General features: G+C 67.5%; 12 protein-coding genes and 2 riboswitches. Of the genes, 6 read left to right on the forward strand and 6 right to left on the reverse strand.

Features of this window, described 5'->3' with window-relative positions; all coding sequences use genetic code 11:
- The first annotated feature begins 9 nt into the window (after positions 1-9).
- The 4 genes from hisS (at position 10) to C0V75_RS01455 (ending at position 3,847) form a co-directional block, all read left to right on the forward strand.
- Positions 10-1,635: a histidine--tRNA ligase gene (gene hisS, locus C0V75_RS01440; protein ID WP_101919122.1), complete on the forward strand. Its 1,626-nt coding sequence runs from the start codon at positions 10-12 to the stop codon at positions 1,633-1,635.
- On the forward strand, positions 1,632-2,732 hold the full coding sequence (locus C0V75_RS01445; RefSeq protein ID WP_101919123.1) for an ATP phosphoribosyltransferase regulatory subunit: 1,101 nt from the start codon (positions 1,632-1,634) through the stop codon (positions 2,730-2,732). Before hisS ends, C0V75_RS01445 begins: the two co-directional genes overlap by 4 nt.
- A complete protein-coding gene (gene hisG, locus C0V75_RS01450; protein WP_101919124.1) occupies positions 2,729-3,439 on the forward strand; it encodes an ATP phosphoribosyltransferase in 711 nt (236 codons plus the stop codon). The genes C0V75_RS01445 and hisG overlap by 4 nt, the downstream gene beginning before the upstream one ends.
- 63 nt (positions 3,440-3,502) lie before the next feature.
- Complete coding sequence (locus C0V75_RS01455) at positions 3,503-3,847, forward strand: hypothetical protein (RefSeq protein ID WP_101919125.1); 345 nt, start codon at positions 3,503-3,505, stop codon at positions 3,845-3,847.
- 211 nt (positions 3,848-4,058) lie between these two features.
- On the opposite strand, the gene C0V75_RS01460 is transcribed toward C0V75_RS01455, so the two are convergent.
- On the reverse strand, positions 4,059-4,490 hold the full coding sequence (locus tag C0V75_RS01460) for a DUF1489 family protein (protein ID WP_101919126.1): 432 nt from the start codon (positions 4,488-4,490) through the stop codon (positions 4,059-4,061).
- 123 nt (positions 4,491-4,613) lie between these two features.
- Between C0V75_RS01460 and C0V75_RS01465 the strand changes: the two genes are divergently transcribed.
- A complete protein-coding gene (locus C0V75_RS01465; protein WP_101919127.1) occupies positions 4,614-6,899 on the forward strand; it encodes an adenosylcobalamin-dependent ribonucleoside-diphosphate reductase in 2,286 nt (761 codons plus the stop codon).
- Between the two features lie 12 nt (positions 6,900-6,911).
- On the opposite strand, the gene C0V75_RS01470 is transcribed toward C0V75_RS01465, so the two are convergent.
- The 3 genes from C0V75_RS01470 to C0V75_RS01480 all read right to left on the reverse strand — a co-directional run bounded on the left by C0V75_RS01470 (position 6,912) and on the right by C0V75_RS01480 (position 9,821).
- On the reverse strand, positions 6,912-7,961 hold the full coding sequence (locus C0V75_RS01470; RefSeq protein WP_254216342.1) for an iron ABC transporter permease: 1,050 nt from the start codon (positions 7,959-7,961) through the stop codon (positions 6,912-6,914).
- Between the two features lie 3 nt (positions 7,962-7,964).
- Positions 7,965-8,882 (reverse strand): ABC transporter substrate-binding protein, encoded by a 918-nt coding sequence (locus tag C0V75_RS01475; protein ID WP_101919851.1) that lies wholly within the window; start codon positions 8,880-8,882, stop codon positions 7,965-7,967.
- Between the two features lie 72 nt (positions 8,883-8,954).
- Positions 8,955-9,821: an ABC transporter ATP-binding protein gene (locus C0V75_RS01480; protein ID WP_101919128.1), complete on the reverse strand. Its 867-nt coding sequence runs from the start codon at positions 9,819-9,821 to the stop codon at positions 8,955-8,957.
- 30 nt (positions 9,822-9,851) lie between these two features.
- Positions 9,852-10,069, reverse strand: a riboswitch (cobalamin riboswitch).
- Between the two features lie 90 nt (positions 10,070-10,159).
- Positions 10,160-10,339, forward strand: a riboswitch (cobalamin riboswitch).
- A 42-nt stretch (positions 10,340-10,381) separates the two neighbouring features.
- On the opposite strand from C0V75_RS01480, the gene bluB reads away from it, so the two are divergent.
- Positions 10,382-11,080: a 5,6-dimethylbenzimidazole synthase gene (gene bluB / locus C0V75_RS01485; protein WP_101919129.1), complete on the forward strand. Its 699-nt coding sequence runs from the start codon at positions 10,382-10,384 to the stop codon at positions 11,078-11,080.
- On the opposite strand, the gene C0V75_RS01490 is transcribed toward bluB, so the two are convergent.
- The gene (locus C0V75_RS01490; protein WP_101919130.1) at positions 11,065-12,528 is read right to left on the reverse strand and encodes a cobyric acid synthase; all 1,464 of its coding nucleotides are present in this window, start codon (positions 12,526-12,528) and stop codon (positions 11,065-11,067) included. The genes bluB and C0V75_RS01490 overlap by 16 nt on opposite strands.
- A gap of 7 nt (positions 12,529-12,535) precedes the next feature.
- Complete coding sequence (cobO, locus tag C0V75_RS01495) at positions 12,536-13,177, reverse strand: cob(I)yrinic acid a,c-diamide adenosyltransferase (RefSeq protein ID WP_216821386.1); 642 nt, start codon at positions 13,175-13,177, stop codon at positions 12,536-12,538.
- Positions 13,178-13,190: the final 13 nt, after the last annotated feature.

Here is a 13,190-nt window from a genome sequence, read left to right on the forward strand (position 1 = left end):
GTCCGACCCATGGCACAGGACAAATCCACCCGCCGCCCCCGCGCCGAACCCCCCAAGGGGTTCCGCGACTATTTCGGGGCCGAGGTGACCGAGCGCAAGGCGATGCTCGACAAGGTGGCAGAGGTCTATCATCGCTACGGCTTCGACCCGCTGGAAACCAGCGCGGTGGAAACGGTGGAGGCGCTGGGTAAATTCCTCCCCGATGTGGACCGCCCCAATGAAGGCGTCTTCGCCTGGCAGGACGAGGATCAGGATTGGCTCGCCCTGCGCTATGACCTGACCGCCCCCCTCGCCCGCGTCGCCGCGCAGTTCAGGAACGACCTGCCAGCCCCCTATCGCCGCTATGCGATGGGCCCCGTCTGGCGCAACGAAAAGCCCGGGCCGGGCCGCTTCCGCCAGTTCTACCAATGCGATGCCGATACCGTCGGCGCGCCCTCCGTCGCCGCGGATGCGGAGATTTGCGCGATGCTCTCCGACGCGCTCGAAACCGTCGGCATCCCACGCGGCGATTACATCGTGCGCGTCAACAACCGCAAAGTCCTGAACGGCGTGATGGAGGTGGCGGGTGTCCTCGACCCCACCGATCCCGACCGCTTCGCCAATGAACGCGGCATCGTCCTGCGCGCGATCGACAAGATCGACCGTCTGGGAGAGGCGGGCGTCCGCGCCCTCCTCGGCGAAGGCCGCAAGGATGACAGCGGCGATTTCACCAAGGGCGCGGGGCTTTCCCGCCTCCAGATCGATACGATTATGCGTTTTGTGGACGCACCTTACGCGATCAAGAGTGACTTGAACCAAGCCGCAGCACTTGTTGCAAAAACTGGCGGTGACACTGACGTAGTGAACAAGCTCGCCGTTGCAGGAAGCACGCTTGCTGATCTTTTTGGCCCGCCATCACCTGAAACAAACCAACTGCGGAACTTCACCGCGCTCAAAGTGCTTCGCGACATAGTTCAATCTTCTCCGCAAGGTCTCGAAGGCGTGCAGGAACTCGAAACCATCGCAGACCTGCTCGACCGCCAAGGTTACGGCCCCGACCGCATCCTCATCGACCCCGGCGTTGTCCGTGGCCTCGGCTATTACACCGGCCCGGTCTTCGAGGCCGAACTGACCTTCGAAATCCTCGATGAAAAGGGCCGCAAGCGGCAATTCGGCTCCGTCGCGGGCGGCGGCCGGTATGATGACCTCGTGAAACGCTTCACCGGCCAATCCGTCCCCGCAACCGGCGTCTCCATCGGCGTGGACCGCCTTCTCGCCGCGCTCCGCGCCAAGGGACGCAGCAGCGCCGATACCCAAGGCCCCATCGTCGTCACCGTCATGGACCGCGACCGCATGGCCGATTACATGGGCATGGTGGCCGACCTGCGCAACGCGGGCCTGCGGGCCGAGGTCTACTTGGGCAACCCCAAGAACTTCGGCAACCAGCTCAAATATGCCGACAAGCGCCAATCCCCCATCGCCGTGATCCAGGGCGGGAACGAGGCCGAAAAGGGCAGCGTCATCCTCAAGGACCTCATCCTCGGCGCGCAGATCGCGCAGAACGCGACGCTGGAGGAATGGAAGGACCGCCCCGCACAGGTCGAGGTTCCGCGCAGCGACCTCGTTGCCGCCGCCCGCAAGATGCTGGGGAAATGACAGCCAAGGCCGCCATCCGACAAGAGGCCGAAAGCCTCTTCGCCGCCTTCCGCGCCGAAGGGGCCGTCCCGGTCGAGACGGATATCCTGCAAACCGCCGAAACCCTGCTCGACCTTTACGGCGAAGACATCCGCGCCCGCGCCTATGTCACGACCGATCCCCTGCGCGGCGAAATGATGCTGCGCCCCGATTTTACCGTCCCCGTGGTGCAGGCCCATATGGCCCATGGCGCGGAACCCGCGCGCTACTGCTATATGGGCGAAGTCTTCCGCAAACAGGACAGCCCCGGCACCCGCGCCAACGAATACCTGCAAGTCGGGTTCGAACTCTTCGACCGCACCGCGCCGGAACAGGCCGATGCGCAGGTCTTCGCCCTCTTCGCCCGGCTCCTCGCGCCGCTGTCCTTGCGCGCCGCCACGGGCGACATCGGCATCCTCATGGCCGCCGTGCGCGGCCTCTCCACCACCGACCGCCGCAAGGCGGCGCTCCTGCGCCACATCTGGCGCCCCAACCGCTTCCGCGCGCTGCTGGATCGCTTCTCCGGCCGCGCGCCCATGCCCGCCGCCCGCGCCGCGCTGCTCGACCACCTCCAGAAAGACAGCCCCGAAGCACTGACCCGCGCCGCCGGAACCCTCGTCGGCCTGCGCTCGCCCGAAGACATCGCCGCCCGCGCCCGCGCCCTGATCGACGATGCCGCCACGCCGCCCATCGCCGCGCCCGAGGCGGCGCTTCTCTACGATCTCCTTTCCCTGCAAGCCCCCGCCCGCGCCGCGCTCAACCATCTGCGCGGCATCACCCCCATGCTGCCCGCCATCGCCCCCGCCGTGGACCGCTTCGCCGCCCGCCTCGACGCGCTCGACAGGCTCGGCACAGACACCGAAACACTCCCCTTCGAGGCCAGCCATGGCCGCACCTCCCTCGAATATTACGACGGCTTCGTCTTCTCCTTCCACGCCGCCGACCCCAGCCTTCCCCCCGTCGCCTCCGGCGGCCGCTATGACGCGCTGACCGCCGTCCTCGGTCAGGGCCGCTCCATCCCCGCCGTGGGGGGCGTCATCCGCCCCGGCCTCGTCGCCCGGCTGAAAGGGTCCGTCTGATGCTCAAGATCGGCGTCCCCTCCAAAGGCCGGCTGATGGAGAAAACCTTTCAATGGTTCGGCGCGCGCGGCATCGCCATGCGCCAGACCGGGAATGACCGCGAGTATTCCGGCGCGGTCGAAGGCATCGACGGTGTCGAACTCGTCCTCCTCTCCGCTGGTGAAATCCCGCGCGAGCTTTCCGCCGGTCGCATCCACCTTGGCGTCACCGGATCGGACCTCGTCCGCGACAAGCTCGCCGACTGGCCCGCCCAGGTGGCCGAACTCGCCCCCCTCGGCTTCGGCCATGCCGACCTCGTCCTCGCCGTCCCCGTGGCCTGGATCGACGTCGATACGCTCGATGACCTCGACGCCGCCGCCGCCGCCTTCCGCGCGGCCCATGGCCACCGCCTGCGCATCGCCACGAAATACCACCGCCTCGTGCGCGAGTTCCTGACGAAAAACGGCGTGGCGGATTATCAACTGGTGGACAGTCAGGGCGCGACCGAAGGCACGGTGAAAAACCTCACCGCCGAGGCTATCGCCGATATCACCTCCACCGGCGAAACCCTGCGCGCCAACCACCTCAAGGTGCTCTCCGACGGGCTGATCCACCAGTCGCAGGCGGTGCTCTTCCTTGCCCGCGCCGCCGAATGGGGCGCAGGCGATCGCGCCACCCTCGCCACCCTCTGCGCCCGCCTCGGCGTCACGCCGCCGGCCGACCTCTGACCGACGCTTGACCCCGTTCCTGCCGGACTACCTCCCTTCTGGTTAACAAAAGGGAAACCCCACATGCATCTCCGCCTCACCGCCGCCGCCCTCCTCTTCGCCCTGCCCGCCTTTGCGCAGGACCTCGCCACGGGCGAGGCGATCACCGCCGCCATCTCTGGCAACACGGTCCAAGGCTCCATGGTAGCCTCGGGTGCCTATACCGAGTTCTACGCCGAAGACGGCACCATCAAGGGCGACGGCTATACCGGCACCTGGAAGGTCGAGGGCGATACGATGTGCTTCGACTATGGCGAAGGCGCGAATTGCTGGGGCGTGCGGATCAATGGCGATCAGGTCGCCTGGATCAAGGACGGGGCGGAAGACGGCACCGGCACGTTGGTCAAAGGCAATCCGAACAATTTCTGATCCGTCGCGGATCGGCCACAAGGTGAACGCCCCCCGAACGGGGCGTTCGCGGCGTGGCCACAGTTTGCGGCACAGTTTGCGGCACAGGATCCGGCACAGCCGGGGCCCGACCCAGAAGCCGCAGCCGCAACCCGTGCCACCACCGCCCGCCGCGTTAACGCGGCCCCGGAATTTGCGTCAAATTCCACCGCGATTTCTGCGTCAGAAATCGCTACCGCAGCCCGATCTCCGCCAGGGCCTGCGCCAGTTCAGGCGGCAGCGCCTCCTCGCGCGCCCGCCCCTTGGGCAGGTCGCGCGGGCTCTCCTCCGGGTCCAGATAGCGCCAGCCCTGAAACGGCCGGCGCGGCGCGGCCTCGGTGCGGATCACCTCGGCATCCAGCACCAGCGCACAGCGCAGGATACCATCCGCGCCCTCCACTTTCTCAAGCCCGACAAGGCGTTGCCGCGCCAGGATCACCCCCTTGATGACCCAGTAGAGCGACCCGCCCGCCAGAACCTCCGCCTCGCGCTTGGGCCACATCCGCGTCACATGCACGGCACAGCCCTTGGGCCAGCGATGCCGCTGGCTCTCCTGCCAATCGGTCAGGTCCTCGACACTGTCCGCCCCGACGCAAAGCTTCAGAATATTGACGTGACCCACGATTCCCCCGGCGCTTCCGCCCTGAAGGATAGCTGTGGTTAACGTGCCTGCAAGGTTTGACGCATGCCGCCAATGCGCCTATCTTGTGCGTTCCGCCGAAAGAACCGCAAAACCAAGGAAAATCGCATGTCCCGATTCGCCGCCCCCATCGCCGAGCAGATCTGGGATATGAAATACCGCTTCAAGGAAGCCGACGGCACGCCCCTCGACGGCACGGTAGAGGATACATGGCGCCGCATCGCCCGCGCCTTGGCCGAGGTGGAGGCCGATCCCGCCCATTGGGAGGCGGAATTCTACGCCGCGCTTGAGGATTTCAAATACCTCCCCGCGGGCCGCATCACGGCGGGCGCAGGCACCGGCCGCTCCGTCACGCTCTTCAACTGCTTCGTCATGGGCACGATCCCCGACAATATGGGCGGCATCTTCGACGGGCTGAAAGAGGCTGCGCTGACGATGCAGCAGGGCGGCGGAATCGGCTATGATTTCAGCACCATCCGGCCAAGGGGGGCCGAGGTGAAGGGCGTCGCCGCTGATGCCTCCGGTCCCCTCTCCTTCATGGATGTCTGGGATGCGATGTGCCGCACCATCATGTCCGCAGGCAGCCGCCGGGGCGCGATGATGGCCACCATGCGCTGCGATCACCCCGATATCGAAAGCTTCATCGAAGCGAAGAAAGACCCCGCCCGTTTACGGATGTTCAACCTCTCCGTGCTAGTGACGGATCCCTTCATGGCGGCGGTCAAGGCGGATGGTCCTTGGGAACTCGTCTTCGACGGCAAGGTGTACAAGACGGTGCAGGCGCGCGATCTGTGGAACCGGATCATGCGCAACACCTTCGATTTCGCCGAACCCGGCGTGATCTTCATCGACCGCATCAATGCGATGAACAACCTCGCCTATTGCGAAACCATCGCCGCCACCAATCCCTGCGGCGAACAGCCCCTGCCGCCCTATGGCGCCTGCCTTCTGGGCTCCATCAACCTGGCCACACTGGTTAAGGATGCGTTTACCAAGGACGCCGCGATGGACATGGCGGCGCTCGACCGCCTGACCCGCACCGCCGTCCGCATGATGGACAACGTGGTCGATGCCAGCCGCTTCCCCCTCCCCCAGCAGGCGGCCGAGGCGCAGGCGAAACGCCGCATCGGCCTTGGCGTCACCGGTCTGGCCGATGCGCTCCTGATGATCGGCCAACGCTATGGCTCTGAAAAAGCGGCAGAAATCACCGAAGGCTGGATGCATGCCATCGCCCGCGCCGCCTATCTCGCCTCCGCCGATCTGGCCCGCGAGAAGGGGGCCTTCCCGCTGTTTGACGCCGACAAGTTCCTCTCCTCCGGCGCGCTGGCCCATATGGATGACGACGTGAAGGCCGCCATCCGCCAGCACGGCATCCGCAACGCGCTCCTCACCTCCATCGCTCCCACCGGCACGATCAGCCTCTATGCCGGCAACGTCTCCTCCGGCATCGAACCCGTCTTCGCCTATGCCTATACCCGCAAGGTCCTGCAAAAGGACGGCTCCCGCACGGAAGAAGAGGTCGTCGATTACGCCGTCCGCCTCTGGCGCGAAAAGCACGGCGACGCGCCCCTGCCGGAGTACTTCGTCAACGCCCAGACCCTGCCCCCGCTGGACCATGTCCGCATGCAGGCCGCCGCGCAGAAATGGGTGGACAGCTCCATCTCCAAGACGATCAACTGCCCTGAAGACATCAGCTTTGACGATTTCAAGGAGGTCTACATGGCCGCCTGGGATCAGGGCTGCAAGGGCTGCACCACCTACCGCCCGAACGATGTGACAGGCTCTGTCCTGACCGTCTCGGAAAGCTCCGAGAAAACCCCCGCCGAAGCCCCCGCCGCCGTCCGCCAGTCGCAGGACGGGGCCGAGGTCGTCTATCTCTCCGAACCGCTCGACCGGCCCGCCGCCCTCGAAGGCCAGACCTACAAGCTGAAATGGCCGGGCAGCGAACATGCGCTCTACATCACCATCAACGACATCGTCATCGCCGGCCACCGCCGCCCCTTCGAGGTTTTCATCAACTCCAAGAACATGGAGCATTTCGCCTGGACCGTCGCCCTGACCCGCATGGTCAGCGCCGTCTTCCGGCGCGGTGGCGACATTTCCTTCGTGGTGGAAGAGCTTAAGGCCGTCTTCGATCCGCGCGGCGGGGCCTGGATGGACGGGCGCTACATTCCCTCCATCCTCGCGGCCATCGGCGGCGTCATCGAACGCCACCTGATCGACATCGGCTTCATCGCGGGCGAAGGGCTGGGCCTGAAATCCGACCCGCAGGCCCAGGTCGTGGCGCTCACCGCCCCCAAGGGCAAGGCCTGCTCCTCCTGCGGCAGCTATGACATGCGCATGGTCGAAGGCTGCATGACCTGCGCCTCCTGCGGCTATTCCAAATGCGGCTGAGGGGGCACCCCCTCAGGCCCGCCGCGCCATCAGCCACAGGAAGAACAGCCCCCCGCACAGGCCGGTGACCACCCCGATGGGCAGGTCCTCCGGCGCCAGCGCCACCCGCGCCGCCGCATCCGCCCAGATCAGGAACACCGCCCCGGCCAGCGCCGAGGCCGGCAGGACGCGCAGATTGTCGCCCCCCACCACCAGCCGCACCAGATGCGGCATCATCAGCCCGACAAAGCCGATCAGCCCGGAAAAGGCGACCATCACCCCCGTCACCAGCGCGGCCATCACAAAGACCGCCAGCCGGAACCGCCCCACCTCGATGCCGAGGCTCGCCGCCGTCTCATCCCCCAGCGCCAGCGCATTCAACCGCCCCGCCTGCGCCCAAAGCCACAGCCCGCAGGGCAGCAGCACCGCCAGCGGCCAGATCAGGTGATCCCATTGCGCCAGCCCCAGCCCGCCCAGCATCCAGAACACCACCGTATGCGTGGCCCGCGGATCGCCCAGGAAAATCAGGATATTGGCCCCCGCCATGATGACGAAGCTGACCGCCACCCCCGCCAGCACCAGCCGGTCCGCGCTCGTGGCCTGCGCCACCCGCGCCACGCCCAGCACCAGCAGCGTCGCTACCAGCGCGCCCCCGAAGGCCATCAGCGGCACGGTCAGAAGGCCCAGGAACATCCCCGTATGCAGCAGCGCCGCGATGGCCCCGAAGGCCCCGCCCGAGGAAATCCCCAAGAGATGCGGGTCGGCCAGCGGGTTGCGCGTCACCGCCTGCAACGCCGCACCCACCAGCCCCAGCCCCGCCCCCACCAGCCCCGCCAGCACCACGCGGGGAAAGCGGATGTCCCAGACGATCGCCGCCTGACCCGCGCTCCACTCCCCCGCCCCGGCCCCCGGCAGCACCCGCTCCAGCGCCACGCCCCAGACAGTGGCCAAGGGCACCGACACCGCCCCCACCGACACGGCCATTGCCACCGAAAGCAGCAGCACAGCCGCCACGACCCCGGCCAGACCGGTCCCCAGACCGATCCGCCGCAGCCGCCCCGCCGACTGTGCCGCCTCCATCATCGGTCAGTTCCCGGCAAATCCGGCGACCAGCTTTTCCACCGCCTTGATGTTGCGCGGCCCCGGCGTCGCCTCGACATAATCCAGCACGACGAAACGGTCATTCTTCACCGCGTCGATGCTGGCAAAGGCCGGGTTCCCTTTCAGGAAGGCGATCTTCTGCTCTGCCGTCACGTCGCCATAGTTCACGATGACGATGACTTCCGGGTTCCGCTCGATCACCGGCTCCCAGGCCACCTCGGCCCAGCTCTTTTCCAGATCGTCGAGGATGTTCTTCCCCCCCGCCGCCTCGATCAGCGCAGTGGGCATCGCATAGGCCCCGGCGGTGAAGGGGGCCTCTTCCCCGCTGTCATAGACGAAGACGCGCAGCGGATTGCTCCGGTCCACCCCCGCCGTCGCCGCCTCCAGCCGCGCCGTCCATTCCGCGATCAGGGCCTCGGCCCGGTCCGAAACACCGAAGATCGCGCCCAGATTGCGGATATCGGCATACATGTCCTCCATCGAAGACCGCGCCTTCGGCCCGATATGGATGCAGCTTTCGGTCAGTTCATAGACCTTGATCCCCAAGGGCTCCAAAGTCTCGGGCGTCACCTCGCCGCCGACCTTCATCCCGTAATTCCAGCCCGCGAAGAAGAAATCCGCCTCCGCCCCGGCCAGCACCTCCTTGGTGGGATATTTGGCCGAAAGCTCCGGCAGTTCGGCCACGCCCGCGCGCATCTCCTCATCCAGAGTCTTCCAGCCGGAAATGCCGGTATAACCCGCCATCCGGTCGCGCAGGCCAAGGACCAGCATCATCTCGGTCAGGTTCACATCATTGGAAATCGCCCGCTCCGGCGCGGCGTCGAAGGTCACGCTGCGGGCGCAGCTTTCCACCGTCACCGGATAGGCCAACGCGGGCGCGGCGATCATCAGGGCAGGCATCATCAGGGCAGGCAGGGCAAGGGCGGCCAGACGGCCAGCAAAACGGCTCATGGGTCGTGTCTCACGTCTTGAGGATTACAGATGAAAGGAAAAGCGCGGGCGCGGACCGCTGCGGTCCACCACCGCCCGCACGCGGAAGGCCTCTGCCAGCACCGCCTCGTCCAGGGCGGCGGCCGGCGGGCCATCGGCAAACAGCCGCCCGCCATGCAGCACCAGCACCCGGTCGGCAAAGCCCGCCGCCAGCGTCAGGTCATGCAGCGAGGCGATCACCGTCAGGCCAAGACCCCGCAGCAGATGCAGAAGGTCAAGCTGATGCCGGATATCCAGATGGTTGGTCGGCTCGTCCAGCACGATCACGCGCGGCTCCTGCGCCAGCGCACGCGCCACCATGGCCCGCTGCCGCTCGCCCCCCGACAGGGTGGCGAAACGCCGCTCGGCCAGCCGTGCAAGGTCCATCCGCTCCAGCGCCGCCTCCACCGCCGCACCCGCCTCGGGCCGGGCAAAGCCCGCGCCCCAGCCGCGCCGATGCGGCAGGCGGCCCAGCGCCACGATCTGCCGCACGGTCAGGTCCAGCTCGCCCGGCGTATCCTGCAACACCGCCGCCACCTGCCGCGCGGCGGCATCCGCGCCCATCCGCCACAGGTCCTGCCCCATCAGCCGCACCTCGCCCCGGCGCGGCGCGTGGTGGCGATAGATCAGCCGCAGAAGCGAGGATTTCCCCGCCCCATTCGCCCCGCAGACGGCCACGACCTGCCCCTCGGGCACGGCAAAGCTCACATCCGTCAGGATATCTTCCTGCCCCTTCGGCCCCCAACTCACGCCCTGCAAAGCCACCGCCGGCACGGCATCCGGCCCAAGCGCACGCAGCACGAGTCCAGCGCCGGGATCGGCGCCGATAGGGGAAACTGGCGCGGCAAGGGGCTGCCGCAATGACGCATCCATCAGACACTCCTTCCGGGGCACCCCGCCCGGTGGTTATCGGGTCTTGATGGCAGGTCTCCTGACTCGCGGGTCTCGGCTCGCCCCGCCTTCCCGTGCCGGACCTGGCACAGTGGCTTCGGGGGTCGCTCGCCGCCTACAGTTGCGGGGGCAGTCACGGCTTGGGCGGCTGATGCCTACACCCGACCCGTGTTCCCTTTTCACCCGGCCACGCCTTTGGCCTGCCGGGAACCATCCCACACAGCATCGCCCGCGCCCTGCCCGCTGTCAAATCCGAAAGCGGCATCCAGCCGCCGCTTTGCGCCGCAGCCGCCCCATCTTGCCCGCCCCCTGCCCGACAGGCTATCCCTGCCCCGTCTGGTGCCTGCCCCAGGGCAGGAGAATCGGGAACGCGGTGCAAATCCGCGACGTGCCCAACGCTGTAAGGTGGATGGGGCGGCAACAGGCCACCGGGCAACCGGGAAGGCGCCGCACCCGCGCGAAGCCAAGTCAGAAGACCGGCCAGACGAAACCGGGGCGCCGAAGGCCGGCGGCAGCCCAGTTTCGCACCGGGATGCCCGCCGATGACTCATGCCGACCCCGCCCTCGCCCCCGCCGGCCCCTTTTCCGAATCCGAACAGGCCGCGCTCTACCGCGCCATCTTCACCCGGCGCGACGTCCGCAGCCAGTTCACCCCCCGCCCGATCGAGGATGCCACCCTCCGCCGCCTGCTGACCGCCGCGCATCACGCGCCCTCGGTCGGCCTCTCGCAGCCCTGGAATTTCCTCGTCCTGCGCTGCCCCGACCTGCGCGCCCGCATCGCCGCCGCCTTCCACCGCGCCAATGCCGAAGCCTCGGCCCTGTTCCCCGCCGACCGCCGCCCGCTCTATGACAGCCTGAAACTCCAGGGCATCACCGAGGCCCCGCTCAACCTCTGCATCACCTGCGACCGCAGCCGGGGCGGCCCGGTTGTCCTCGGCCGCACCCATGCCCCGCAGATGGATCTCTTCTCCACCGTCTGCGCGGTGCAGAATCTCTGGCTCGCCGCCCGCGCCGAAGGGATAGGGGTCGGCTGGGTGTCGATTTTCCACGAAGAGGACCTGCGCCACCTGCTCGGCCTGCCCGATCACGTCGTCCCCGTCGCCTATCTCTGCCTCGGCCATGTCGAGGAATTGCACAAGGAACCCGAATTGCAGACGCGCGGCTGGGCGCGGCGGCTGCCGCTCGACGATCTGATCTTCGCCGATGGCTGGGGCCGACGCCCCGCTCAGCCCGCGCCCTGATCCAGCCCGGCCACCCGCAGGAGCCCCGGCACATCCAGATGCGCCTCCACGTGATCGGCCAGCGCCTCCAGCGCGGCCTCCACCTCCGCCGCATGGCGGCGCGGTGCGGCGGCAATGCCCAGCCGCGCCAGATAACCCGCGCGGAAATCATCCGACGCAAACAGCCCGTGCAGGTAACTCCCCACGATCCGCCCATCCGCGCTCATCGCGCCCTCGGCCCGGCCTTCGACAAAGGCGAAGGGCCGCGCGCAATCCGCCCCCGACGTCCGCCCGATATGGATCTCATATCCCTCGACCGGCAGGCCGCTGCCCGCCTCCACCGCCCGCACCCGCTCCAGCCGCTTGTCGGGCGTCATCACCGTTTCCACCTCCAGCAGTCCCAGCCCCGCCGTCACCCCCGCCGGCCCCTCGATCCCCTCCGGATCGGCGACCGAGGCACCCAGCATCTGATACCCGCCGCAGATGCCCAGCACATGCCCCCCCCGCCGCACATGGGCGGCAAGGTCCACATCCCAGCCCTGCGCCCGCAGAAAGGCCAGATCGCCCCGCGTCGATTTGCTGCCCGGCAGGATCACCAGCCGCGCCTCGGCCGGGATCGGATCACCCGCCCGCACCATCACCAGCTTCACCCCCGGTTCGGCCTTCAACGGGTCCAGATCGTCGAAGTTCGCGATCCGCGACAGGGTCAGGCAGGCGATCACCACCCCCTCGCCCACCGGCCGCGCCAGAATGTCCTGCGCATCCTCGGCCGGCAGAAGATGCGCCTGCCCGAACCAAGGCACCACGCCGAACCCCTTCCAGCCCGTGCGTTCCTCGATGAAGGCATAGCCGTCATCGAACAGGCGCGGGTCGCCCCGGAACTTGTTGATCAGGAACCCCGCCACCATCGCGGCATCCTCAGGGTCGATCACCGCCTGCGTCCCCACGATCTGCGCGATCACCCCGCCCCGGTCGATATCCCCGGTCAGGATCACCGGCACGCCCGCCGCGCGGGCAAACCCCATATTGGCAATGTCGCCCGCCCGCAGGTTCACCTCTGCCGGGCTGCCCGCGCCTTCCACGATCACCAGATCATGGCGCGCCCGCAGCCGCCCGAAACTCTCCAGCACCGCGCCCATCAACTGCGGCTTCAGCGCCGCATAATCCCGCGCCCGCGCCGTCGTCAGCCGCTTGCCCTGCACGATGACCTGCGATCCCGTCTCGCTTTCGGGCTTCAGCAGCACAGGGTTCATGTCCACCACCGGCTCCAGCCCAGAGGCCAAGGCCTGCAAGGCCTGCGCCCGCCCGATCTCGCCCCCGTCCGCCGTCACCGCGGCATTGTTCGACATGTTCTGCGGCTTGAAGGGCGCGACGGAAAACCCCCGCCGCCGCGCCGCACGGCACAGGCCCGCCACCAGCATGGATTTGCCGACATTCGACCCGCAGCCCTGGATCATCAGCGCAGGCATGGCGGCCTCAGAACTCCACCCCCGGCTGTCCCTTGATGCCTGACCGGAACGGATGCTTCACCAGCGTCATCTCCGTCACCAGATCGGCCATCTCGATCAACTCTTCCTTCGCATTCCGCCCCGTCAGGCAGACATGCGTCATCGGCGGCTTTTCGTCGCGCAGGAAGGCCAGCACCTCGGCGATATCCAGATAGTCATAGCGCAGCGCGATGTTGATCTCGTCCAGCAGCACGAATCGGATATCCGGATCGCGGATCAATTCCTTCGCCTTCTCCCATCCCGCCCGCGCTGCGGCGATGTCCCGCGCCTTGTCCTGCGTCTCCCAGGTGAACCCCTCGCCCATCGCGTGGAACTCGCAGAGATCGCCGAAATTCCCCTCGATCAGGCGGCGTTCGCCCGTATCCCAGGCCCCCTTGATGAACTGCACCACGGCGCAGGGCATCCCATGCGCGATGCAACGCAGGATCATCCCGAACCCGGACGAGGATTTCCCCTTCCCCGCCCCCGTATGCACGATGACCAGCCCCTTGCCGTCGGTCTTCTGCGCCATCATCCGGTCGCGCGCGGCCTTCTTCTTCGCCATCTTCGCCGCGTGCCGCGCCAGTTCCGCCGCATCGTCAAGCAGGGGCATGTCGTTCCCGTCATTCATGGTGCCGTTCCTT

This window comes from Tabrizicola sp. TH137, from assembly GCF_002855575.1.
Lineage (GTDB): Bacteria > Pseudomonadota > Alphaproteobacteria > Rhodobacterales > Rhodobacteraceae > Paragemmobacter.

What these genes read in the sequence shown, in the direction of transcription:
- hisS (WP_101919122.1), top strand. Translation starts at nt 10, where the DNA reads ATGGCACAGGACAAATCCACCCGCCGCCCCCGCGCCGAACCCCCCAAG.
- C0V75_RS01445 (WP_101919123.1), top strand. Translation starts at nt 1,632, where the DNA reads ATGACAGCCAAGGCCGCCATCCGACAAGAGGCCGAAAGCCTCTTCGCC.
- C0V75_RS01455 (WP_101919125.1), top strand. Translation starts at nt 3,503, where the DNA reads ATGCATCTCCGCCTCACCGCCGCCGCCCTCCTCTTCGCCCTGCCCGCC.
- C0V75_RS01465 (WP_101919127.1), top strand. Translation starts at nt 4,614, where the DNA reads ATGTCCCGATTCGCCGCCCCCATCGCCGAGCAGATCTGGGATATGAAA.
- C0V75_RS01470 (WP_254216342.1), bottom strand. Translation starts at nt 7,961, where the DNA reads ATGATGGAGGCGGCACAGTCGGCGGGGCGGCTGCGGCGGATCGGTCTG.
- C0V75_RS01475 (WP_101919851.1), bottom strand. Translation starts at nt 8,882, where the DNA reads ATGATGCCTGCCCTGATGATCGCCGCGCCCGCGTTGGCCTATCCGGTG.
- C0V75_RS01480 (WP_101919128.1), bottom strand. Translation starts at nt 9,821, where the DNA reads ATGGATGCGTCATTGCGGCAGCCCCTTGCCGCGCCAGTTTCCCCTATC.
- bluB (WP_101919129.1), top strand. Translation starts at nt 10,382, where the DNA reads ATGACTCATGCCGACCCCGCCCTCGCCCCCGCCGGCCCCTTTTCCGAA.
- C0V75_RS01490 (WP_101919130.1), bottom strand. Translation starts at nt 12,528, where the DNA reads ATGCCTGCGCTGATGATCCAGGGCTGCGGGTCGAATGTCGGCAAATCC.
- cobO (WP_216821386.1), bottom strand. Translation starts at nt 13,177, where the DNA reads ATGAATGACGGGAACGACATGCCCCTGCTTGACGATGCGGCGGAACTG.